General features: G+C 70.8%; 21 protein-coding genes. 4 read left to right on the plus strand and 17 right to left on the minus strand.

Annotated features, from left to right (window positions below):
* Window positions 1-115: 115 nt before the first annotated feature.
* Together ACF08N_RS20925 and ACF08N_RS20930 are read right to left on the minus strand one after the other, a co-directional pair.
* Window positions 116-2,005, minus strand: a complete 1,890-nt coding sequence (locus ACF08N_RS20925; protein WP_392326130.1) for an ATP-binding cassette domain-containing protein — start codon at window positions 2,003-2,005, stop codon at window positions 116-118.
* Between the two features lie 298 nt (window positions 2,006-2,303).
* Entirely contained in the window at window positions 2,304-2,735 is a 432-nt protein-coding gene (locus tag ACF08N_RS20930; protein WP_392326131.1) for a VOC family protein, read from the minus strand.
* 143 nt (window positions 2,736-2,878) lie between these two features.
* Here ACF08N_RS20930 and ACF08N_RS20935 point away from each other — a divergent pair, with 143 nt between their 5' ends.
* Complete coding sequence (locus ACF08N_RS20935) at window positions 2,879-3,520, plus strand: GntR family transcriptional regulator (protein ID WP_392326269.1); 642 nt, start codon at window positions 2,879-2,881, stop codon at window positions 3,518-3,520.
* Window positions 3,521-3,627: 107 nt separating this feature from the next.
* On the opposite strand, the gene ACF08N_RS20940 is transcribed toward ACF08N_RS20935, so the two are convergent.
* The 7 genes from ACF08N_RS20940 to ACF08N_RS20970 all read right to left on the minus strand — a co-directional run bounded on the left by ACF08N_RS20940 (window position 3,628) and on the right by ACF08N_RS20970 (window position 12,903).
* The gene (locus ACF08N_RS20940) at window positions 3,628-5,673 is read right to left on the minus strand and encodes a hypothetical protein (protein WP_392326132.1); all 2,046 of its coding nucleotides are present in this window, start codon (window positions 5,671-5,673) and stop codon (window positions 3,628-3,630) included.
* A 26-nt stretch (window positions 5,674-5,699) separates the two neighbouring features.
* The gene (locus ACF08N_RS20945; RefSeq protein WP_392326133.1) at window positions 5,700-7,079 is read right to left on the minus strand and encodes a glycoside hydrolase family 5 protein; all 1,380 of its coding nucleotides are present in this window, start codon (window positions 7,077-7,079) and stop codon (window positions 5,700-5,702) included.
* 2 nt (window positions 7,080-7,081) lie between these two features.
* Window positions 7,082-7,954, minus strand: a complete 873-nt coding sequence (locus ACF08N_RS20950) for a carbohydrate ABC transporter permease (RefSeq protein WP_392326134.1) — start codon at window positions 7,952-7,954, stop codon at window positions 7,082-7,084.
* Window positions 7,944-8,786 carry a carbohydrate ABC transporter permease gene (locus tag ACF08N_RS20955; protein ID WP_392326135.1) on the minus strand — a complete coding sequence of 281 codons (843 nt, stop codon included), beginning with the start codon at window positions 8,784-8,786 and terminating at the stop codon, window positions 7,944-7,946. The genes ACF08N_RS20950 and ACF08N_RS20955 overlap by 11 nt, the downstream gene beginning before the upstream one ends.
* A 134-nt stretch (window positions 8,787-8,920) precedes the next feature.
* Window positions 8,921-10,219 carry an ABC transporter substrate-binding protein gene (locus ACF08N_RS20960; RefSeq protein WP_392326136.1) on the minus strand — a complete coding sequence of 433 codons (1,299 nt, stop codon included), beginning with the start codon at window positions 10,217-10,219 and terminating at the stop codon, window positions 8,921-8,923.
* Between the two features lie 24 nt (window positions 10,220-10,243).
* Window positions 10,244-11,839, minus strand: coding sequence for an FAD-dependent oxidoreductase (locus ACF08N_RS20965; RefSeq protein ID WP_392326137.1), 1,596 nt, complete (start codon window positions 11,837-11,839; stop codon window positions 10,244-10,246).
* Between the two features lie 11 nt (window positions 11,840-11,850).
* Window positions 11,851-12,903 (minus strand): LacI family DNA-binding transcriptional regulator, encoded by a 1,053-nt coding sequence (locus ACF08N_RS20970; RefSeq protein WP_392326138.1) that lies wholly within the window; start codon window positions 12,901-12,903, stop codon window positions 11,851-11,853.
* A 235-nt stretch (window positions 12,904-13,138) separates the two neighbouring features.
* Here ACF08N_RS20970 and ACF08N_RS20975 point away from each other — a divergent pair, with 235 nt between their 5' ends.
* Window positions 13,139-13,723: a hypothetical protein gene (locus ACF08N_RS20975; protein WP_392326139.1), complete on the plus strand. Its 585-nt coding sequence runs from the start codon at window positions 13,139-13,141 to the stop codon at window positions 13,721-13,723.
* A 355-nt stretch (window positions 13,724-14,078) separates the two neighbouring features.
* Here ACF08N_RS20975 and hemC read toward each other — a convergent pair whose 3' ends face one another.
* Entirely contained in the window at window positions 14,079-15,014 is a 936-nt protein-coding gene (hemC, locus tag ACF08N_RS20980) for a hydroxymethylbilane synthase (protein ID WP_392326140.1), read from the minus strand.
* A gap of 153 nt (window positions 15,015-15,167) precedes the next feature.
* Between hemC and ACF08N_RS20985 the strand changes: the two genes are divergently transcribed.
* Both ACF08N_RS20985 and ACF08N_RS20990 read left to right on the plus strand, forming a co-directional pair.
* On the plus strand, window positions 15,168-16,235 hold the full coding sequence (locus tag ACF08N_RS20985; protein WP_392326141.1) for a nitrous oxide reductase family maturation protein NosD: 1,068 nt from the start codon (window positions 15,168-15,170) through the stop codon (window positions 16,233-16,235).
* Between the two features lie 67 nt (window positions 16,236-16,302).
* Window positions 16,303-17,394, plus strand: a complete 1,092-nt coding sequence (locus tag ACF08N_RS20990; protein ID WP_392326142.1) for a methyltransferase — start codon at window positions 16,303-16,305, stop codon at window positions 17,392-17,394.
* Window positions 17,395-17,477: 83 nt separating this feature from the next.
* Here the strand turns inward: ACF08N_RS20990 and ACF08N_RS20995 are convergent, their stop codons facing one another.
* From ACF08N_RS20995 to ACF08N_RS21025, 7 genes are all read right to left on the minus strand, one after another.
* A complete protein-coding gene (locus ACF08N_RS20995; protein WP_392326143.1) occupies window positions 17,478-17,810 on the minus strand; it encodes a TcmI family type II polyketide cyclase in 333 nt (110 codons plus the stop codon).
* A gap of 39 nt (window positions 17,811-17,849) precedes the next feature.
* Window positions 17,850-18,329 carry an SRPBCC family protein gene (locus ACF08N_RS21000; protein ID WP_392326144.1) on the minus strand — a complete coding sequence of 160 codons (480 nt, stop codon included), beginning with the start codon at window positions 18,327-18,329 and terminating at the stop codon, window positions 17,850-17,852.
* A 1-nt stretch (window position 18,330) separates the two neighbouring features.
* Window positions 18,331-18,588, minus strand: a complete 258-nt coding sequence (locus ACF08N_RS21005; RefSeq protein WP_392326145.1) for an acyl carrier protein — start codon at window positions 18,586-18,588, stop codon at window positions 18,331-18,333.
* An 11-nt stretch (window positions 18,589-18,599) separates the two neighbouring features.
* The gene (locus ACF08N_RS21010; RefSeq protein ID WP_392326146.1) at window positions 18,600-19,847 is read right to left on the minus strand and encodes a beta-ketoacyl synthase N-terminal-like domain-containing protein; all 1,248 of its coding nucleotides are present in this window, start codon (window positions 19,845-19,847) and stop codon (window positions 18,600-18,602) included.
* Window positions 19,844-21,112 (minus strand): beta-ketoacyl-[acyl-carrier-protein] synthase family protein, encoded by a 1,269-nt coding sequence (locus ACF08N_RS21015; RefSeq protein WP_392326147.1) that lies wholly within the window; start codon window positions 21,110-21,112, stop codon window positions 19,844-19,846. Before ACF08N_RS21015 ends, ACF08N_RS21010 begins: the two co-directional genes overlap by 4 nt.
* Window positions 21,109-21,549: a cupin domain-containing protein gene (locus ACF08N_RS21020; RefSeq protein ID WP_392326148.1), complete on the minus strand. Its 441-nt coding sequence runs from the start codon at window positions 21,547-21,549 to the stop codon at window positions 21,109-21,111. Before ACF08N_RS21020 ends, ACF08N_RS21015 begins: the two co-directional genes overlap by 4 nt.
* Window positions 21,550-21,626: 77 nt before the next feature.
* Complete coding sequence (locus ACF08N_RS21025; protein WP_392326149.1) at window positions 21,627-22,748, minus strand: SchA/CurD-like domain-containing protein; 1,122 nt, start codon at window positions 22,746-22,748, stop codon at window positions 21,627-21,629.
* Window positions 22,749-22,936 lie beyond the last annotated feature (188 nt).

The raw sequence follows: 22,936 nt of genomic DNA on the forward strand, positions 1-22,936 counted from the left end.
CTCCGTCGTCAGGGGTTCGGCCTCAAGACACCGTGGTCTGCCGCTTTGTGACACTGTGTGAGGCAGGTCACTCGACGGGTGTCGGAGTCGGCGGAAGGCGGAGGTGGGACGGCGGCTAGCGGTCCTGCGACAGTGCCAGGAGTTCGGCGAACGTGCCCGACGCATGGACCAGGTCGTCGTACCGGCCCTGTTCCGTGATGCGTCCCTGTTCCATGACCACGATGTGGTCGGCGATCTTCGTGTTCTCCAGGCGGTGGGTGATGACGATCGTGATGCGGTCGGCGGCGATGGCCTTGATCCGCTCGAAGATCTGGTGTTCGCCGCGCGGGTCCATCTGGGACGTGGGCTCGTCCAGGATGAGCAGGGACGGGCGCCGGTACAGGGCCCGGGAGCAGGCGATGCGCTGCCACTGCCCGCCGGACAGCTCCGCGCCCCCGAAGACCTCCCGGGCGAGAAGCGTGTCGAGGCCGGAAGGGAGGTCCTCGACGGGCTCCCGCATGCCGACGGCGTCGATCGCGTCCCACACGGGCGCGTCGTCGTGGGTGCGCGGCTGGCCCAGGGTGACGTTCTCCCGCACGCGCAGCGGCCATTGCGCGAAGATCTGCGGGACCAGCCCGGTCCGCTCCCACGCGGTGGCCGGATCGGTCTCGGCGAGGTCCACGCCGTTCCAGGTGACCCGGCCTTTGTCCGGGAGGTAGATCCCGGTGATCAGGCGGGTGAGCGTCGACTTGCCGGAGCCGTTGGCGCCGACGACCGCGAGGATCTCGCCGCGGCGCAGGGTGAGCGAGATGCCGTCGACGGCGGGTTGCTCCTTGCCCGGGTACTGGTAGACGACTTCCTCCAGCCGGATCTCTGTCACCGGTGCGGCGACCGACCGCGTGCCGCGCCGGGGCGCGCGTGCCGCGGCGTCGTCGAGAAACGCCTGCATGTCGCTCAGGTAGAGGCTGGTGTGGAAGAGGGCGGCGCCGTTGATGATGACCTGGGAGAGCGCGGCAAGAGTGGTCTGTACGGCGACGACGGCGGTCGCGGCGAGCGCGAGGGCGATCCGGCCCGTCATGGCCAGCCAGCCGAGCGCCGCCCATGTCGCGACGAGGAAGACGCCGGCGACCAGGGACGAGGCCAGGGCGATGCGCAGCGTGCGCGGTGCCGCGGCCAGCGTGCGCCGGTCGCAGCGGTCCGACAGGGACCGGTACCAGAAGACGAGGTAGTCGGTCATGGAGTTGGCACGGACCTCGTCGCCGTACTTGGGAGTCGTGGACCACCAGCGCATCATGCCTCTGACGTTGCGGTCGGCGATGTTGGCGTAGTGGATCTCGTAGTCCACCCGGGCCGTGAGCACCGCGCCGGCGCCGGCCGGGAGCACGGCGAGGAGGAGCAGGGGCAGCAGCAGCGGGTTGAGTACGGACAGCGCCCCTGCGGCCGTGACCATCCTGACGAGGGCCGACAGGAACCGCTGGGCGTCCGTGACCATCACGTGCGTGCGGATCACGCCCATCTCTGCCGACTCCTGCCGGTCGGAGAAGCCGTCGACGGCATAGGCCGACGCCTCGACCCGGCACACCGCCGCCACGAGGGCGGTGTCCGTCTCGGTGGTGAGGCGGGGAGTGATCCGCCGCTCGGCGTAGGTCGCCACGACGCCGGCGACACGGGCGACGCCGGCGGCGATGCCGACGGTGACGAGCGCCGGCAGCGCCTGGTGGAGCCGCTCGGTGACCGTGCCCGTCCCGAGGACGGGGTGCATGGCGCGGGCGGTCGCCGCCAGCAGCACCGCGGCGGCGGCCCCCGTGACCACCGGGCAGGCCAACAGGAGGACGACGGCCCGGCGGTCGATGCGCCACGCCATGCCGATGATGCGGCGCAGGACCTTGGGGATCTGGGCGCTCAGCCTGCGGAGGGAGGCTTCGCCGAGCGGATTCACGGAGTACTCGCCGGTGTAGGTGATCTCGGCGGGTGGTGGGGGAGGGACGGTGCCGGTCCGGTGTTGCCGGTCCTCTGTTGATGCCAACGGGGCTCCTCCGATGCGTCCTTGGGCCGTGCTTGCGGCGACATCGAGGTCAACGACCTGGGCCGCGGCATCGAACACACGTGTTTCGGACGGGGTGGCAACCGCGTGACAGAGCGAGCGGCGGCGTGTGCATGGACCACGGACCCTTTGGCCGCGGAGATGCCCTCGAACGTGGGTGTGGCCGAAACGCCGAGGCGGAGACACAGGTGGCGGATGAGGTTGCGGACCCGGCTCGTTCGAGCCGCGGCACCGCGCGGCCGGGGCCGTGGCGGCGGCCCCGGAGCGGCGGCGCACATCGTCAGGCGGCGAATACCTGGGCGTCGTCGGCGAAGGCCTTGAACTCCAGCGCGTTGCCCGCCGGGTCGAGCAGGAACATCGTCCACTGCTCGCCGGCCTCGCCCTTGAAGCGCACGTACGGCTCGATGACGAACGACGTGCCGAAGCTCCGGAGCCGGTCGGCGAGTTCGTGGAACGCCGGAGGGTCCAGGATCAGGCCGAAGTGCGGTACGGGGACGTCGTGGCCGTCGACCGGGTTGTGGATCCGCTCGGTGCGGCGGGGGGCGAGGTGTGTGACGAACTGGTGGCCGTGGAGGTTCCAGTCCACCCAGGTGTCGGCGCTGCGGCCCTGCTCCAGGCCGAGCACCTCGCCGTAGAAGTGCCGGGCGGCGGTCAGGTCGTCGACCGGCATGGCGAGGTGGAACCGGGGGATGGGGGAGTCGAGTTGGGACATGACGACGGGTCTCCTTCACCGGGTGGGACCGAGGGCGCGGTGCCGGTGGGACGGCATTGTCCTGATGTTGACATTACTTCGATCGACTGATTGTTAACATTATGGCATCGAGGGAGGCGGACAACATGGGTGACGCAGGCAAGGTGGCCCCCGCGCGCAGGCGCGGACTGGCGGACGAGGTGGCCGACCGTATCCGGGAGGCCATCTTCAGCGGTGCCTACGCCCCCGGCGCGCAGCTGCGCGAGGTGGAACTGTCCGGCGTGATGGACGTCAGCCGCGGCCCGGTGCGCGAGGCCCTGCGGCTGCTGGAGCGCGAGGGCCTGGTCCATTGCGCCTGGCACCGCGGCACCACGGTCACGACCCTGTCACCGGAGGATGTCGCCGAACTCGACAGCCTCCGTGGCGCGCTGGAGGATCTGGCCGTCCGGCGGGTGATCGAGCACGCCTCCGACGAGGACCTCGCCTCGGTCGAGAAGCTCGCGTCCCTGATGGAGCGCGCCACCGACGAGCACGAGATGGTCCGGCTGGACATCGCCTTCCACGACGCGGTCTTCGCCGCCGCGCGTCACCGGCGTCTGGTGGACGCGTGGGAGGCCATGCGGTGCCAGGTCCACCTCTTCCTGCTGACGCGGATCGGCCGCAGTACGGAGGGGTACCTCGTCCGTATTCCGGAGGAGCACCGCGAGCTCGTCGCGGCCCTGCGGGCCCGTGACACCGCCGCCGCGCTCGACCTGTTCGCCGCCCACCGCCGGCTCGCCGTCGACGCGGTCCTGGCGCCTTCCTGACCGGGCCGCCCCAGGTGAGGGCACGCCGCCCCGGGACGGCGTGCCCTCAACCGGCGTCTGGAAACGGCACGTCGTCCCGGCACCGCACCACGAGCCGGACCTACGGGTCAGCTGAACGTGATCGTCAGGCGGAGCGCTCCGGAGTGCGGGATGCGCAGCATGTGGGCGCGGCGCGCACCGTCGCGGAAGTAGGTGGCGGATCCGCCGGTGAGGTCGACGGTGCGGACGGCGTCCCACCGGATGAGGACCTTGGTGCGGCCCCGGTGCAGGGTGAGGCCGTCAGCGGTCGCCGTGGTCGTGGCGCCGTAGGCCGCCTCGGTGCCGTCGGTGAAGGTCATCCGGTCGGACGGGTGCACGACGAGCGGGATCTGCTCGCTTGCCGCCCCCTGGGCCGTCACCACGCGAAGCACGGTCTGCCGGGTGACGGTGACGTCGGTGGTGACCGCGGAGTCCGGGGTGCGGTACCGGATGCCGAACGGCTGGTCCGCAGGGACGTCCTCCCCGTTCCAGGGCTGGACGCCGGGGGAGCCCGCGAAGTACTCGGCCACGAGATGGCCGTCGGCGTCGAGCCGGCCGTCGGCGAGCCGGGTCGCCCAGCAGCCGCCGGTGCCGTTGAGCGAGTACACGACCATGCCTGCCTCGGGGTGCCACAGGAAGGTGAGGCCCGCGCGGACGAGGCTGGTGGCCCGCTGTCCGAAGAAGCCTCCCAGGTAGAGGCCCGGGCGGCGGACGAACAGGAAGTCCTGGCGGGCGTCGCGGCGGAGTTCGACGAAGGCGTCCTGTCTCAGGTAGGGCAGGGCGGCGACGGCGGTCGTCTTCTGCGCCAGGGTGGGGAACGCCTCCCCGTAGGAGACGTGCGCGATGATGCGCGGGGACGTGTTGCCACGGTTCGGCGCCGGCACGGGCGCCTGTTCCGCGGCCCAGGCCGCGCGTACGGCGGCCCGGTCCTCGCGGGCGGTGAAGAACGGCGCGAGCGCGGGCACCTCCGGCACGAACAGCGAGCCCAGATGCGTCCGGTCGGGCTCGTGCACCACACTGTCGTACGCTCGCGAGCTGGTGCGGGCGGACACGGCGACGTTGGTGAAACAGCCCGAACCGTCGGGCTCGTGGACCAGGTTGCAGCCCAGCCACGAGGCGAACCGACGCGCCATCGAGAGCATCGCCGGCTCGCCTGTCAGGTGAAAGATCTCGGCCATGTCCGGCAGCATGACCTCGACGTTGTAGCCGACGTCCATGCCGCGCGGTTCGTAGAAGAAGCCCTGCGGGCTCTGTCCGTGGGCGGCGACGAAGGCGATGCGCTCCGCCAGTCGCTCCTGAAGTGCCGGGTCGGGATCCAGCTGGAGGCTCAGGGCCGAGCCCGCCAGTCCCGCGATGTACTGGTTGGCGTACACCAGGGGATTCGTCCACACGGTGGTGTTGGCCGGGTCGAGGAACCACGTCATCGCCCGGTGCAGGGCGGTCCGGATCCCGGCCTGCCGCGCGGGCAGGGCCCCCACTGCACGCAGGTTCTGCAGGGTGCGGCTCAGATAGACGAGGCCGAAACCGGTGGCCGCCCGCGAGTGCTCGGTGGGGCGGTACTCCGGCCACGAGCCGTCGTCGTGCTGGAGGCGCAGGTAGTGGTGGAGCGCGGCGTCGAGACGGGCCAGCAGCGCCTCATCGCCGGCGTAGGGGTTCCAGGGCCGGCGATGGGCGTGGAACCAGCTCAGCGTGAACACGTGCTCTTGGACACGGGCGTTGTACGGCACGGACGGGGTGCGCCACCAGCCGCCGGTGAACCAGCCGTACGTCTCCTGGTCGGTGTCCTCGATCTCGTTGGCCATCGGGGCGAGGATCACCAGGTAGGGCGCGTACCGCTGCTCCTCGGGAGCGAACAGGGTGCGGTCGGGGGCTCCGTCGGGCAGCGGCGCGAGGAGCGGGAGCCCGGTCGCCGCCTCTTCACCGCGCGCGGTCCGGGCGGGCAGCGCGGTCAGCAGTGCGGCTCCGCCGACGGCGGCGAGCAGCGCGCGGCGGCTGAGGCCGGGAAGGGCGGCGGAGGCCGTGTCGGCAGGACGGTCGCCGGGAAGGGCGAGCGCCGTGCGGGAGGGAAGGGCGAGCGCCGTATGGGAGGGAAGGGCGGGGGCCGGGTGGGCCGGACGGTCGGTCGGGCGGTTCAAGACGGTCTCCTTCACAACGGCCTGATTCAGCTGCGGGTGAATTCCGCCAGGACCTCGGTCAACTGGGTGCGCCGGACGCAGGAGTCCAGGCGGAAGGAGCCGGCCAGAGCCTCGATCCCGGCGTCGTCGATGCCGGAGAACAACGCGGCGAACTCCTCCAGCAGGGGCTCCCCGAGCAGCAGTTCACGGACGAGCCGGCGGACGAACCAGCGCTTGCCGAACGGCGGCGGGTCGAAGTCGGGGTACTCGGCCGCCATCAGCTCGTCCAGCGGAGCGAGGAGGTGTCCGACGCCCTCCTCGCCGGTGGACCACGGTTCGGTGCCGAGCCGCTCCTTCTTCTCCCTGATCGGCTGGAGCAGCCGGGCCCAGGGCGAGTCGGGGTCGAGGCTCGCCAGTCCGGACAGGTGCGTGTCCTTGTAGGTCCAGATCGACCAGCCGGCGCCGTGCTCGCGGTAGATCTCCAACTGGTCGCGCAGAACGGCGTAGCGGTGCTTGTCCACGGCCGGGTCACCGGAGTAGACGGGCCCGAACTCGCCCACCCAGATCGGCGTGCCGGTCCTGCGACTGTGCGCGGTCCGCTCCAGGAAACGTTCCTCCAGGAACCCCCGGTCGACGTACTGGCCCCGCACCACACCGGGATACGTCTGCGCGTCGCGGATGCCGGCGAGGGCGTAGTCGTGAACGGAGTACACCGTGTTGTCGAAGGAGCTGCCGATGACGTCGAAGTCGTTGGCGTAGCGATTGCCGTCGAGGAAGATCACATGGTCCGGGTCGACGGCCCGGACGGCGTCGACGAGCCGGCGGTAGAAGGGGCCGATCACCTCGCCGGTGGGATCGCCCGGCTCGTTGAGCAGGTTGTAGCCCGCGACCTCGGGCCGGGACCGGAAGTGGTCCGCCAGCGCCTCCCAGATGGCCACGAGGCGGTCCTGGAAGTGGCGGTGGCTCCACAGCCAGGCGTGGTGGCCGGGGTTGTCGCTGTGCTCGGACTGGTTCTGGAAGCCGGGTGCGGCGTGAAGGTCGATGACGGTGCGGATCCCGTGCCGGGCACAGGCGTCGACGGCGGCGGTGAGCCGCCGTATCCCGTCCTGCCTGATGGTGAGCGGGTCGGCGTCGTCGGAGAGGTGCCGGTAGTTGACCGCGATGCGCACGCAGTTCAGTCCGGTGCCGGCGATGAACGCGGCGTCCGCGTCGGTGAAGAACTCGTCGAGGATCCGGTCGAACAGCCGGTCGGCCCGCTGTGCGCCCATGGAGCGCCGCAGGGCGTTGCGCGCCTGGTGCTCCGTGCCGGGAAAGCCGTTGAGGAAGTTCTCCATCATCATCCAGCCGCCCAGCCCGACGCCGCGCAGGGTCACCGGCGTTCCGCTCGGGGTGACGAGCCGGTCACCGGCCACTTTCAGCAGTTCCATGGCTAGCCTTTCAGGCCGCTGTTGACGATCGACTTGATGAACCAGCGCTGGGCCACCATGAACACCGCGAGCACGGGGAGAATCGTGAGGGTGCTGGCCGCCAGCTGCACATTCCAGACGGGGGCGCCCTGGAGATCGACGATCTGGGTGAGGGCGAGGGGCAGGGTGAACATTTCCGGGGTGCGCAGGAACACCAGCGGCTCCAGGAACGAATTCCAGCTGTGCAGGAAGGACAGCAGCGCCACCGCCGACAGCGACGGACCGGCCAGCGGCAGCGCGATCCGGAAGAACAGGCCGAAGCGCCCCAGCCCGTCGAGCCGTCCGCTCTCCTCCAGTTCGGCCGGCAGGCCGAGGAAGAACTGCCGCATGATGAAGGTGCCGAAGACCGCGTTGCCGCCGAAGACCGTCGGCAGGATCAGCGGGAGGTGGCTGTCCGTCCAGCCGATCTCCGAGAAGAACCGGAACAGCGGGATGATGACGACCTCGCTGGGCATCAGCAGCGCCGTGAGCAGCAGGACGAACATGAAGCCCCGGCCCACGAAGCGGATCCGGGCGAAGGCGTAGCCGGCCATGGCCGAGACCACGACACTGCCCGCGCTGACGAGCGCCGCGATGTAGACGCTGTTGAAGTACTGGCGGGCGAAGGGCTGGTAGTCGGTGACGCGGGCGTAGTTCTCCCAGCGCCAGTCGCTCGGCAGCAGGGTCGGCGGGTAGCTGAAGATCTCCGAGATCGGCTTGAGCGAGCTGCTGACCATCCACAGCAGCGGCAGGACGAACGGCACCGACAGCGCCAGCATCAGCCCGTACAGCAGACCCTTCCTGACCGCCCCCTCCCGGGAGCGGCGGCGGGCGGCCGTCATCGCTTCACTGCTCATGGAACACCCACTTCTTGCGCAACCACCACTGCACCGCGGTGAGGATCAGTACGGCGACGAACAGGACCACCGCCAGCGCACTCGCGTAGCCGAGCTCGAAGAACTTGAAGGCCTGCTGATAGATGTAGAAGGCGAGCACCGTGGTGGAGTTGCCGGGGCCGCCGCGGGTCAGGACGAGGATCTGGCCGAAGACCTGGAGCGAGCCGATCACCGTGACGATCGCGGTGAGCAGGATGGTCGGGCTGATCATCGGGAGGGTGATCCGGCGGAAGACGGTCCAGGCCCGGGCTCCGTCGACCGTCGCGGCCTCCCGCAGCTCGGTCGGGACGGCCTGCAGGGCGGCGAGGAAGAGCACCATGTTGATGCCCACGCCCTTGAGCACCTGCACGACGATCACCGAGAACATCGCGGTGCCCGACTCGCGCAACCAGTTGGGCCCGTCGATGCCCACGGTGCGCAGCAGCAGGTTGACCCCGCCGTCCTTGCTGAGCAGGAAGAACCACAGGATGGTCCACGCGATGATCGACACGACGGTCGGCGAGAAGAACATCGCGCGGAAGATGACGGTGCCCCGCAGGCCCTGGTCGAGGAGTACGGCGAGCAGCAGGGCCAGACAGATGTTGAGGGGCACCAGGCCGGCCGAGAACAGGGCGGTGTTCCGGGCCACCTCGACCGCGAGCGGGTCCTCCAGCAGGGCCCGGTAGTTGTCTCCGCCGGTGAAGGTGATCTCGCCGGTCAGGTTGTTGTACTGCGTGAAGCTGTAGTAGACGACCGCGACCAGCGGGCCCAGGACGAAGGCGGCGAAGCCGAGCATCTGCGGGGCGATGAGCACGTAGCCGGCGTACCTGTCCCGCCGCCGCCACTGCGGCGTTGGGTTCCGGTTGTCCGCCGGGCGGGCCGGCCGCACCCTCACGGGTACGGCCGGCCGCCAGGAGGCTGCCGGGGCCGGAGCCCTGCGTGTCAGGCTCACGACCCCGACCCCAGCAGCGGCTTGATGGAATCGCAGACAGAGGCGAGGACCTTGGCCGTGTCGGCGTCCGGCTTCCAGGCCGCGTCGAGGGCGGCGCGGGTCCGCTCGTTGATCTTGGCGTACTGTGCGTGGCCGGGGCGCACCTTGCCGGACTTCAGCGAGTCGACGATGACCTTCTGCAACTGGTCCTTGCTGAGAAGCGGGTTGGACTTGTCGAGCGTCTCGGCGTTCAGCAGGGAGGTCCGCGGCGGCGGGAAGAACTGGCCGAGCTTCGCGGAGTTCTCCTTGTTGGTGGCGTGGAGGTAGAACTTCTTGGCCAGATCCAGGTTCTTGCCCTGCGCGAAGACGCCCAGGCCGGCCTGGCCGATCACCTGGTCCCCGCCGCCCGGCCCGGTCGGCAGCGGTGCCGCGTCCCACTTCCACTTCACATCGGCGAGCGGGCCGGCCTTGCTGACCTGGGCGATGAACATGGCGCTCTCACCGGAGAAGAAGTCGGCCTGCTGGCCGGGCGCCGGGGTGGAGCGGTCGTCGAAGGCCATCCGACGGAAGAGGTCGACCGCCTCGGTCATCATCGGGCTGGTGAACCCGCACGCGTCCTCGTCGGTCCAGGGCGTCGCACCGTACGCGTTCATCACCGGGTAGAGGCGGTCCCAGTTCTTGTAGTCGAAGTCGTGGACGAGCAGTCCGTACCGCGCCGACTTGCTGTCGGTGACCTTCTTGGCCGCATCCGCCAGCGCGTCCCAGGTCCACTTGCCGTCCGCGGCCAGCGTGGCCGGGTCTCCCGCTTCGGCCTTGTTCAGTGCGTCGGCGTTGTAGAAGACGGCGAAGGGCGAGCTGGAGAACGGGTAGGCGTAGACCTTGTCGCCGCGCTTCCACTGGGTGAGCAGGGCCGGCTCCAGATCGTCGGCCTCGTACCCCTTCTCGGCCCTCATCGCCGGAGCCATGTCGACGAGGGTGTCGGCCTCGATGAAGTCGGCCGCGTTCGTCTCCAGGATCCAGCCCAGGTCGGGCGGGTTGCCCGAGGCCAGCTGGGTGCTCAGCGCGGTCGTGTAGTCGACCGGATCGAGCGACTCGAACGTGATGCTCCTGACCTCTGGATGACTGGCCTTGAACGACTCCCCGATGTCGTTGAGCAGGGCCAGATGGGCCTCGCTCGCCGTCCAGACGGAGATGCGCAGGTTGCCGTCGCCGGCCGCCGTCCCACCGCCCCCGCCTGAGCAACCCGTGGCGACGGCCAGGGCGAAGGCCGCCGCTGTGCCGGCTGTCCGCATCCGCCGGCTCCTCGTGCGCTGCATGGCACTACTCCTTCGACTCGTTGATCAATAGGCGGATATGTCGGGCCAGCTCAGTTCGACGCCGTCGCGGCTGAGGCGGCTCTGGAAGTCGGCCAGCAGGCCGGGGCAGTTCCGGACGGCCCGGGGCGAGACGCCATGGCTCAGGCAGAAGTCGGCGAGAGCGCCGGCCACCTCACCGACGTTCCACTCGACGGGGTGCAGGCGGTAGGAGCCGTTGGTGATGTGCGTCGTGCCGATGTTCTTGCCCGCCGGGAGCAGGTTCTCCATGCGCTGCGGGATCAGCGCGCCCAGGGGGATCTGGAACGGGCAGCACGCCACGTCGAGATAGTTGTCTCCACCGGTGGAGGGGTGCAGGTCGATGCGGTACATGCCGACGCCGACGCTGTCCTCGTACTCCACGGCGCCCTTGTCGCCGCGCACCGCGAGGGACAGGTCCTGCTCGACCACCGTGTACTCGGCGCGGATGCGCCGGGACTCGCGGATGTACGGCGCCTGCGCGAGCCCGTCGGCCGAGCCCGTCACGTCACCGCGCAGCCGCAGCCCGGGGAAGCCGGTGCCGCCGTCGGGCCGCGGGGCCTCCGTCTGCAGCCAGTACAGGAAGGAGCGGGACAGTTCACGGGCGGCCGCGACGTGCTGCGCGGCGTCGGGCACCTCGAAGACCGGGCTCGGCAGATAGTCGATCATCGGCCAGTTGACCAGGGTGATGTCGCTCTCGTACGCGCCGTCGACGAAGTTGCGCCGGGCCGCGATCCGCCGGAAGGTCCACAGGTTGCTGTCGCCGGCGCTGAGGCGCTGGTCGGCGACGACGGCCAGCGGGTCGTCGTCGGGGTTCGGGGTGAAGCTGCGCTCGACGACATCCTTGGTCCGCGGGTTCGGCGCGCGCAGGGAGAGCATCGGGCCGCCCCAGAAATCCGGCTGGTAGGCGCGCCAGAAGTCGTACCGGGCCGGCCTGTCGATGGTGTGGTCGCCGTCGACGTGGTCGAGTGCGAAGCACACCGAGGCGGCCTGCATGTTCAGGGGCTGCGCCGTGTCAGGGGCGCTCGGCTCGCCGGTCTCGGACCGCGACTCGAAGCCGGTCACGTACTCGGTGCCGCTCAGGGGCAGGAGTTCACCGGTCTCGGTCGCGTCGAGGACGTACGGCGCGGTGACGGTGATCTCTCCGCCACCGTCGCGGTGGGCCACCGTCACGGCGGTGATCCGGTCGCCGTCGGTCTCGGCGGACAGCGGGCGGTAGGGCCGCAACAGGCGCAGCCGTCCGCTGCCCACGTAGGGGGCGAGCATCTCCTCGATGACCGCCGCGGCGACCCGGGGCTCGTGACAGAGCCGGCTGACGTGCCCCGCGCCGGGGTTGAGGTGGCGCCAGGCCCGGGAACGCTCGGTCAGCGGGTAGTGCCGACGGTAGTAGTCACGGATTCCGTCGCGCAGCGCCCGGTAGCTGCTCGTCACACCGAACTGCTCCACCCAGCTGTGCTCGTCCGGTGGGACGGCCTGACTGGTCAACTGGCCTCCCAGCCAGTCGTACTCCTCGGTCAGGACCACGCTCCGGCCCGCGCGCAGGGCGGCCAGTGCGGCCGCGACGCCACCGAGCCCTCCGCCGACGACGAGGACGTCCGTTTCCATCCATGTTCCTTTCACCGTGCATGCGGGGGTGCGAGGGTGGTGCCGGCGACGGGTTCGCACGGCAGCAGTCGCTGCGTCGTGTGCGCGGTCCCGTCGAGGATCTCGGTCAGCAGCGCGACGGCCTGGCGGCCCATCTCCTCTCTCGGGATGTGGAATCCGGTGAAGTCCACGTCACTGGGCACCGGCGTTGTGGGGTCTCCGAGGGTCACGACCGACAGGTCCGCCGGTACGGCCAGGCCGCGCTGCCGGGCCGCCGCGACCAGATCGACGGCCGTGGCGAAGTGCTCGATCAGCACCACCGTCGCCTCCGCGGCCAGCAGCGCCGTCAGCAGCTCGTCGGGGTCGCGCCCCGGGGACAACTCGTCGAGCACGACGCGGGCATCGCTGCCTCGTGCCTCCTCGGCGGCCCTGAGGAAGCCGCGGTGGCGGTCCGCGGAGGACTCCACCTCCGAGGGCAGTCCGAGGTACGCGATGCGGCGGTGCCCTCGGGTCACCGCCCGTGCGACCAGGTGGCCGACAGCGGTCGCATAGTCGGCACCCACGTACGGCACCGGGCCGCCCGCGTCGTCACGCCGGCCCACCGCGACGAACGGGTACCCGTCGGCGACCATGCGCGTCAGGTCGTCGCGGTTGAGGGACCGGCCGAGCAGCAGGCAGCCGTCCGCCAGCCGGAGCCGGTTGTCGTCCCCGAACGCGCGCCGCCGCCCCCCGGTCACCGAAGCGCTGGTCAGCAGCAGCAGGTCGCATCCGGCCAGCTCGGCGGCCTCCTCGATGCCGAGCAGGAACGGGTGGTAGAAGTCGTTGGTGTCGCTGGGGAACACCGCCTCGTAGGTGAAGACGCCGAGGATCTGGTTGTTCCTGGCGGCCAGTCGCCTGGCCACGGGGTCGGGCACGTAACCCGATTCCCGGATCACCCTCAGCACCCGTTCACGAGTCTCCTGCGGGATGCGGATGCTCGCGTCGCTTCGACCGTTGAGCACCAGGGAGACGGTCGGCTGGCTCACACCGGCCAATCTGGCGATGTCCCGCTGTGTGATCCGTCGCCCTGGACGGTCAGTTGTCACCTGGAACCTCCGATAATACGTATTATCTCGCGCCTGATTCAGTATTGCCCCCGTGTTTCGGGAGGGTCAAGACTTCGTGCATTGATAATTCGCATTACCGGAGGGAGAGTTGGCCGTGCCCGGGCTTCGTCGGGGGTGTGCCCGGCCGGGGCCCACGTCCGCGTCGGGCGGGGCGGCAGGGGAGCGCGCGAACGCCCATTGGCCTCGCACAGCTTCGTCGTCCATACTGCCCGCCGTGGAGCAGCACATAGATCCGAACATCAAGCCGGACTTCGCCGTGAGCACCGACCCGGCGTTCCTCCCCGGCCTCGTCGGTGCCCGTCCCGCCCCTGCGGCGGCCGGCGGGACTCAGGAGAAGGAGGACAAGGAGCCGGAGGACGCCGCCGCCGAGGAGACGGTCCCCGAGGACGAGACCGCGGAAGAGTCCGAGTCCGCGACTCAGGAGGACGCGACCGAGGACGACGCGCCCCAGAACGACGCCACCGAGGACGACGCCACCGAGGACGACGAGTCCGAGGACGACGCGTCCGAGGATGACGGCGGTCCCGTTTTCGAGATCAGCGACCGCCGTGGCTCGATCACCGCGAACCGCGAGGGCGTCCGCTTCCGTCTCGACGACCAGGAAGCCGACTTCCGCTGGGACGAGATCGGCGCGGTCGAGGTCAAGACCCCGCGTTTCGGCCGCCGTTTCACCGTCACGGTCCACATCGCGGCCAACCGCTGGTTCAACGCCGAGGTGGAGGCGGACGCCAGGAGCCGGCTCAAGGAGTGGACGGCGGAGCTGGACGCGGTGCTCGACGCCTACTTCGAGGAGTCCTGACCCTCACGCCCGTCGGGCTTCAGGTCCTGTCCGGTCAGGCCGGATCAGCGTGCGTGCCAGGGCACGCGAGCCCGGCAAGGTCGGCCGGACAGGGCCTAGGGGGTGTCCGGCGGATCTTGGCCGGGGCCACGACGCTCCCCCAGGGCTTCGCCTGGGGGTACCCCCAGGCGACGGCACCTCTCCCCCGTAGCCCTTCGGGCACGGGAGGTGCCCCCAGCGTTGCCGAAATGCCCTAATGGCTCCGCTATCAGGGCACTCCGGCGCCTTGCGATGCGGCCCCTAGGTCCTGTGGGCCTGGGGAGACCCCATGCACCAGACGCCGCGTCCTGTCCGGCCCTGATCCACCGGACACCCCCTAGTGCGCGATGCCGTCGATGAGCTCGCGCGCTCCCTGGCGCAGCAGTGCGACGGCGACCGAGGTGCCGAGCGTGGCCGGGTCCAGCCGCCCGGCCCACTCGTGTGCGTTGAGGACGGTCTTGCCGTCGGGGGTGAAGACCTTCGCCCGCAGGGAGAGGTCCCCGTTGCGTTCGGCCTGCGCGTAACCGGCGATGGGGCTGTTGCAGTGCCCCTGGAGGACGTGCAGGAACATGCGCTCCGCCGTCGTCTCCCGGTGGGCGTCCGGATCGCCGAGGGCGCTCACCGTGTCGATCAGGGTGTCGTCGTGCTCGCGGCACTGCAGGGCGAGGACGCCCGCGCCGATCGGCGGACACATGGTCTCGACCGACAGGATCTCGGTGATCACGTCGGTGCGGCCGATGCGCTCCAGTCCGGAGGCGGCGAGCAGCAGCGCGTCCGCGTCCCCCGCGTACAGCTTCTCCAGGCGCCGGTTCGCGTTGCCCCGGATCGGCACGCACTCCAGATGGGGGTGGGACGCGGCCAGTTGGGCCCTGCGCCGAACGGACGACGTGCCGATCCGTGTACCGGCGGGCAGCTCGTCGAGCCCGAGGCCGCCCGGGTGGATCAGGGCGTCGCGGATGTCGTCCCGCTTGAGGAAGGCGGCGAACGTCGTGCCGGCGGGCAGCGGCCGGTCGGCCGGGATGTCCTTGACGCAGTGCACCGCGAGGTCGGCCTCACCGGCCAGGAGTGCGGCGTCGACCTCCTTGGTGAACGCCCCCTTGCCCTCCACCTCGGCCAGGTCGCCCATCCACCGGTCACCGGTCGTGGTGACGGGCACGACCTCGGTATGGATGCCGGGGCGCAGCGCGGCCAGCTCGGCACGTACGCGCTCCACCTGGGCGAGGGCCATCGGGGAGGACCGGGAGACGATGCGGATCCGCTCGGGCGCAGTCATGGCGACCACGATAGAGCGTCGGCCCCGCGGCCCGGAAAGCGTTGCTCCCTCTGGGAGACCCGTTGCGCTGCACGGGGAAGCGACGCGCGCGACACGACCGCGGACTGACCCGGTATGGTGTGATTCGTCTGCTTCGGCGCATAGCTTCGGACTATGACGAAACGACAAATCACCTTGCTCGCCTCCGCGGCGCTGCTCGTCGCCTCCGGAGTGGGCGCGGCAGCCCCCACCCACGCCGGCGTCACCCACCATGTGAGCCCCGGCCAGTCGATCCAGGCCGCCGTGGACGCCGCCAAGGCGGGCGACACCGTCAGTGTCGCCGCCGGTACCTACTACGAGAGCGTGCACATCACCACGTCCGGCGTGACGCTGCGCGGAGCCGGTGGGCGGACGGTGATCAAGCCCGCGGCGGCCACCGCGCGGGCCAAGAACACCTGCGCCGCCGAGGGGAACGGCATCTGTGTGACCGGCACGGCGGAGCGGCCCGTCGACCGCGTACACGTGCACGGGCTGACCCTCTCCGGCTTCGCCAAGAGCGGCGTGTGGGCCTCGTGGACCGACCGGCTGACCGTGCAGCGTGTGACGTCCGAGAAGAACGGCACCTGGGGGATCGCCCAACAGCGCTCAACCCGCTCCGTCCTGGCGCTCAACATCGTCCGGTCCAACCGTGACGCTGGCATCTTCGTCGCGAACACGGTCTCCGAGGAGGCCGGTGCCACCGACACGCTCGGGACGCGGATCGCGGGCAACGTGATGACGGACAACCGCATCGGCGCCACCGTCCGGCGGGTGCGCAACCTGACCGTCAACGGCAACTCGATGACCGGCAACTGCGCCGGTCTGTTCCTCGTCGGCGACGAGTCCACGCCGCGCGCGGGCGCCCTGACGGTGCGTGGCAACCGCGTCGTCCGCAACAACAAGGCGTGCGCGGCCACCGCCAGGCTGCCCGAGATCCAGGGCGCGGGCATCGTCCTCACCGGCACGGAGGACACCGTCGTCGAGGCGAACCTGGTGTCGGACAACACCGGTGCCTCGCCGTTCTCCGGCGGCATCGTCCTCTTCAAGAGCGTCGTCGGCACGCCCGGCACGAACAACGTCATCCGCGACAACGTCGTGCTGCGCAATTCGACGGCCGACCTCGCCGACCGGGACAGCGCCGGCACCGGCAACCGCTTCGACGCCAACGTGTGCGGCGTCTCCGAGCCCGCCGGAATGTGCTGACCGCCGCTCCCGGGGACCAACCGGCCGGGCCGCCAGGCCCGGCCCCACTCACCAGAAGCGAGGCGGCATGACCACCACCACCGTACCGACCACCACCACCGCACCCGGCACGGAACCGACCACCGCCACGGCACCCACCGCACCCACCACACCCCAGGTGTCCATGAGGCTGCGCGAACTCGTCTTCGGCGCGGCCTGCGCCGCCGCCGTGCGCGCCGCGGCCGGGCTCGGCGTCGCCGACGCCCTCCAGGACACCCCCCGGACCGCCGAGGATCTCGCCGGGGCCGTGAAGACCGACGCGAGAGCGCTGCGGCGCCTGCTCCGCGCCCTGGCCTGCTACGGGATCTTCACCGAAGACGCGGACGGCCGGTTCGCGCACACCGACATGTCCCGGCTGCTGCGCGAGGACGATCCGCACAGCCTGCGCTACATCGCCCTGTGGTGCACCGAACCGTGGACCTGGGCCGCCTGGCCCAAGCTCGACAAGGCGGTGCGCACGGGCGGCAGCGTCTTCGGCGAGCTGTACGGCAAGGAGTTCTTCGACTACCTCCACGAGGACGCGCACGACTCGGCCCACGTGTTCAACCGGGCCATGACCACCTCCAGCATGCAGTCCGCACGCGATGTCGCCCAACTGCTCGATCTCAGCGGGGCGTCGACGGTCGCCGACATCGGCGGCGGCCAGGGCCATGTGCTGGCCGGCCTGCTGGAGAAGTACCCCGGCCTGAAGGGCACCCTGTTCGACCTGCCCCGCGTCGTCGAGAACGCCGACCCGCGGCTGCGCGAGGGCGGTGCGCTCGCCGACCGGGTGACCATCGTGCCCGGCGACTGCCGGCGGTCCCTGCCGGTGGATGCCGATGTCTACGTCATCAAGAACATCCTGGAGTGGGACGACGACAGCACCGCCCGGACCCTGCGCAACGTCGTCGGGGCCGCCCGCCCCGGGGCCAGGGTGGTCGTCATCGAGAACCTCGTCGACGACTCGCCGTCGATGAAGTTCACCACCTCCATGGACCTGCTGCTCCTCCTCAACGTGGGCGGGGCCAAGCACACCAAGGAGAGCATGATCACCCGTATGGAGGCGGCCGGCCTGGTCGTCGGGGAGGTCAGCCCGGTGAACTCCTACCTGCACGCGTTCGAGAGCGTCGTCCCCGGCTGAGCCGTCCGCCCGGGTACGGGATCACGCACCACAGCAGCCGGCCCCGCGGATCACCGCGGGGCCGGCTGCTGTGTGCGGCGCGCTCAGGCGCCGCGGTCGCTCTGCCAGGTGTAGAACTGCGTGGCCATCGCGTCCTTCGGACTCCGCCAGGTCTGCGGGTCGTAGGGACTGACGAAGGCGGCCAGGCGTTCGCTGACGTCACGGAACGCGACGTGCTCGGTCACCTTGGCGATCGCCGGCCCGGGCGGCCGGTCGGCCTCGATGAGGTGGAGGTACACGTCGCCGAACTGGAACAGGCTGCGCCGCCTGACGCCGACGAGGCGCGGCAGTTCACCGCTGTCGGAGTCCGCGAACACCTCGGCGATGTCCGGTGCCGATCCCGGTGCCATGCGGGCGACGATCAGTGCTTGATGCATCAGGTGCGTCCCTTCGGATGCCGTCGGGGGAGGTGACCGTCAGCCCGGTGTCACGGGGGCGGTCTCACGGACACGGGCGCGCTGCTCGATGCGGTCCCGGATCAGGGCCATCTGGGTGCGGGAGTTGCGGTTGATGTTGTCGGTCATCCACGCGTCGTCGACGGGGGCGTCCGGCTTCATCGCGAAGTCCTGCGTCCAGTGCATCCGGACGCCCTGCGGCGTCTCGGCGTACGTCCAGAGGATCTTCATGTACTCGAACGGGCCGGTCTCCACGCGCTTGGCGCGCACCGTGAGAGCCGCCCGGTCCGCCTCCCGCTCCGAGACCCAGCTCCAGACCTTGCCGTTCTCGTCGGGGTACATGGTCAGCCGGAACACGGTCCGGTTGCCGTCCCGTTCGAGCACCTCCACGGAGGCGTACTCGGTGAACAGCTGTGGCCAGTGGTCCACGTCGTTGGTCACGTCCCAGACCAGGTCCAGGGGCGCGTCGATGATGATCTCGTTCTCGGTGTGCCCGGCCATTTCAGGCTCCTGCCATCAGAGAGTTGTTGACGAGGTCGAGGAATTCGCGCGGTGTCTTGCAGCGGTCCGCGTCGGCCGGGAGCGCCCGGCCGTACCGGTTCTCCAGCTCACCGACGATGCCCAGCAGGCCCAGCGAGTCGAGGCCGTACGCCTCGAACGGGACGTCCGGGCTGCCGGCCATCTCGCCCGGGTCCACGGATATGCCGGCGCCCTTCTTCATCAGTGCGGACAGCTCCTCGACGGTCAGTTGTGCGGTCATGCGGTCCTCCTTCACGAGAGGTTGTCGGCACCGCGCCGGAGCACGAGCGCCGCGTTGGAACCCATCAGCCCCCGGCTCAGCACCAGTGCCGTGCGCAGCTCGGCGGGCCGGGCCGCGCCCGTCACGAGCGCGATGTCGTGACAGACGTCGAACACGTGGGGGGTGGGCGGGACGAGGCCGTGCTCCAGCGAGAGCACCGCGGCGGCGACGTCGAGCACCGGCGCTCCGCAGTACGCCCGGCCGGTGCCCGTCTTGGGTGCCGTCACCGGCACCCGGGTGCCGTGCGGGCCGAGGGCGTCGGCGAGGGCCAGCGCCTCGGCACGGTCCGCCTCCGGCAGCCCCAGCGCGTCCGCGAAGACCACGTCGATCTCCTCGGGCGCGCAGCCGGCCTCGTCGAGCGCCCCGCGGATCGCCCGGGCGAGCCCCTCGCGGGACTCCTCCCACCGCGAGGCACCGGTGAACGTCGCCGCATGCCCGGCCACCACGGCCCGCACGGCGGCGCCGCGCGTGAGCGCGACCGACTCGTCCTCGACGACGAGCATGGCGCCGCCCTCGGCGGGCACGAACCCGCACGCGTGCGCCGTGAACGGGCGGTAGGCCCGCTCCGGGTCCTCCTCGGCGCTGAGCTCCCGGTAGCCGAGCTGGCAGACGACCGAGTACGGCGCGAGCGGCGCCTCGGCCGCGCCGACGACCACGGTGTCGGTACCGCGCCGTACGGCTCCGGCGGCGTGCGCCAGGGCGTCGAGCCCGCCGGCCTCGTCACTCGCGACGACACCGCACGGCCCCTTGAAACCGCCGCGGATGGAGATCTGGCCGGTGCTCGCCGCGTAGAACCAGGCGATGGACTGGTACGGGCCCACATACGTCGGGCCCTGGCCCCACAGCCGCTGCAGCTCGCGCTGGCCGAACTCGCCGCCGCCCGACCCGGCCGCCGTGACGACCCCGACAGAGAACGGCTCGTCGTGGTTCCCGGTGTTCAGCCGGGCGTCGGCCAGCGCCATGTCGGCGGCCGCCATCGCGAAGTGGGAGAACCGGTCCGTCTGGACCAGGAACCGCTCCTCGACCAGCGCCTGCGGGTCAAATCCCCGGACCTCGCCCGCGACGCGCAGCGGCAGATGGCCGCAGCCCTCGCGGGTGACCCGGTCGAGGGAGCTGATCCCCTCGCGCGTGGCCTTCCAGAAGGCGTCGGTGCCCACACCGCCCGGCGCGACCACACCGATGCCGCTGATGACGGCGCGACGGCTCTGACGAGGGCTCATGGTGTCCTCCCACCTGGCCGGGTGAGCACCACCGCGGACTGGAAGCCGCCGAACCCGCTGCCGACCGACAGCACGGTGCGCAGCTTCACCTCGCGTGCGGTGCGCGGCACGTAATCCAGGTCGCACTCGGGGTCGGGCGTCTCGTAGTTCGCCGTGGGCGGCACCGTCTGGTGGACGAGTGCGAGGACGCAGGCGACGACCTCGATCGCGCCGATCGCGCCCAGCGAGTGGCCCACCATGGATTTGATGGAGCTCATCGGCACCTTGTACGCGTGCTGCCCGAGCGACTTCTTGACCGCGGCGGTCTCGTGCCGGTCGTTCTGCTGCGTACCGGAACCGTGGGCGTTGACGTAGTCGACGTCCGACCCGTTCAGACGGGCGTGGTCCAGGGCGTGGTCGATCGCGCGCGCCATCTCCAGGCCCTCGCGGGTGAGACCGGTCATGTGATGGGCGTTGCCGAACGTGGCGTAGCCGCCGATCTCGCAGTAGACCCGGGCACCGCGGGCGCGGGCGTGCTCGAGCTCCTCCAGGACGAGCACCGCACCGCCCTCGCCCATCACGAATCCGTCCCGGTTGGCGTCGAAGGGGCGCGAGGCGTGCTCGGCGTCGTCGTTGTTCGGCGACGTCGCCTTGATCGCGTCGAAGCACGCCACGGTGATCGGGGAGATCGGCGAGTCCGACGCGCCGGCGACACAGATGTCGACCCGGCCGTCCTCGATGGCGTGGAACGCGTAACCCACCGCGTCCAGACCCGAGGTGCAGCCCGTGGACACCGTCTGCACCGGCCCGTGCGCGCCCGTCAGTTCGGCTATCTCCGAGGCGAGGGCGCTGGGCGAGAACGCCCGGTGCAGATGCGGCCCCGCCTCGCTGTGGTCGACGTCCCAGCGGCGGCCCGAGCTGCTGACCGACACATAGTCGTGCTCCAGTCGCGTCGTGCCGCCGACCGCGGTGCCCATGGACACCCCGATCCGCCAGGGATCCTCCCGTGCCATGTCCAGACCCGCGTCGGCGAGCGCCTCGCGGGCCGCGACCATGGCGAACTGCACGTACCGGTCGGCCCGTTGCACCTGCTGGGCGTCGAGGCCGTGCACCGCCGGGTCGAAGTCGACCTCGGCAGCGATACGGGACCTGAAGCCCGTCGGGTCGAACAGGGTGATGCCCCGCGTCGCGGTCCGGCCGTCCGCGAGCAGGCCCCAGAATGCCGGGGCGCCCACGCCTCCGGGTGCGACGATGCCGACGCCGGTCACCGCCACACGTCGGTTCACGAAACCGCTCCCGTGGGCTCGGAGGGCCGGTGCGCTCCGACGCCCTCCGCGGCAGGGGTCTCCTCGGTGTCGACGTGCCCGAGCTCCGGGCGCGGGGCGAGCGGCCCCAGGTGGAACACCATGCGGGCCTCGCCGCGGCCCACATTGCGGAACCGGTGGCGTACGTACGGGGGGATCATCAGGCCTTGGTCGGTCCGGATCGGGTGGGTCTCGCCGTCCAGATCGACCTCGAGATCGCCGGCCACCACGTACACGAACTCCTCCGAGTACGGGTGGTAGTGCTCACCGATGCGGTCTCCTGGCTCGACGATCGCGAGGCCCATGAAGCCGCTCGTCGCGCCCACCGCGGTGGGCGTGAGCATGGCGCGCAGGTCACCGCCGCGCCTGCGGTTGGGCTGGGTCTCGCCGAGGTCGACGATGCGGTGCTTTGTGCTCATGACTGTTTCCTCCACAGGGCCGGAAGGCGGGAGCCGCGGTGTGCGGCGCCCGGCTCCGCTCGGACGGTCGGCGCGGTTCAGGAAGCGCGGCGGTCGGTGATCAGACGCATGTCGGCGCTCTCCAGGAGGCGCGCCGCCACCTTTTCCTCGGTGGGCGGCCCGTCCACACCGAGAGCTTCGAGGTCGAGCAGGCGCGCCAGTACGGCGGCCTTGCGGGGTCCGTGCGCGCCGAGGGCGAGCAGCGGGTCGGTGTCGAGCGGAGCGCGCGCGTCCACGAGCCGTACGACGATGTCGTCGCGCTGGAAGACGGTGCTGCTGTCGATGACCCCCGCCGGCACGTCGGCGGCGGCCTCGTCCCGCTGTGCCAGGAGCTTGGCCAGCGCCATGCCGCATCCCTTCTTGGCCGGGAAGTACAGGCCGTGGCGCACGACGTCCTGGGGCCTGCCGCCGGTGGTGGCCAGGTGGTGGACGGCCGGGAGGGCCGCGCGGGTGAAGAACACGCGGGCCGACTTCGGGTCGTCGAGGTCGCGGTCCTGCTCCAGGTACGGGTTGATGGCCTCCTCGACCGCCCGTACCTCGGGCTGGCGGGCCACGTGGCGCAGCGCCGCCAGCAGGTCGCCCTGCACCTCCACGGTCCGCACGACGCGGTTGCCGTGCATGAACAGGGAGGTGCGGCGCAGCCGGGTCGTGTCGTCGACCTGGGCCTGGGGCGAGGTGTAGCCCGCGAGGATCTCGGCGACCTTGTGCTCGCTGCCCGGCCTGACCGTGAAGGTCAGGGCGTGCCGTACGACACCGTCACCGACGCGTGGCGCCGGCTGGACGCCCGCGCGGCGCTTGCCGGAGGCCGGCGTGCGCGCCCCGTCCGTCTCGCGCAGCACGCTGTAGCGGAAGGACCGTGTGTCGCGCACGCAGTCGTGGAGCGGCTGGACGGTGTCCAGGTGCTCCTCGCTGTTCACCCAGGCGAGGAAGGGCGGGGCGCTCTCCCACTCGCTGGTGATCAGCCACTGGGACGGGTTCTCTATGGACTGGCACAGCTGGTCGGAGATGTGGCCGGGGACGGACGCCACCTGGTGCCGCATGTGCTCGTAGGCGGCGAGGAACTGCTGCTGTGCGCCGTCGTAGAGATCGAGCATCAGTACCACGCGCAGCCGGGAGCCGTCGAAGGCCGACTGGGATATACGTTCGGACAGCGTCGTCATGGTCACGCCTCTCCTTGGACAGTGAGCCCGCCACACCGGCGTACGCCACCGGTCCTCGGAGATCCCGAGCGTGAGATCCGATGCGTACGGTCCGTCGATCGCCGTCAACGGCTGTGGCGGTCCGGTCTCGATCCTCGCCACGTACCACCGGTGGCGCGAGATGTGTGAACCAGGTGGGTGAAGCGGCG

Source organism: Streptomyces sp. NPDC015127 (assembly GCF_043080095.1).
GTDB lineage: Bacteria > Actinomycetota > Actinomycetes > Streptomycetales > Streptomycetaceae > Streptomyces.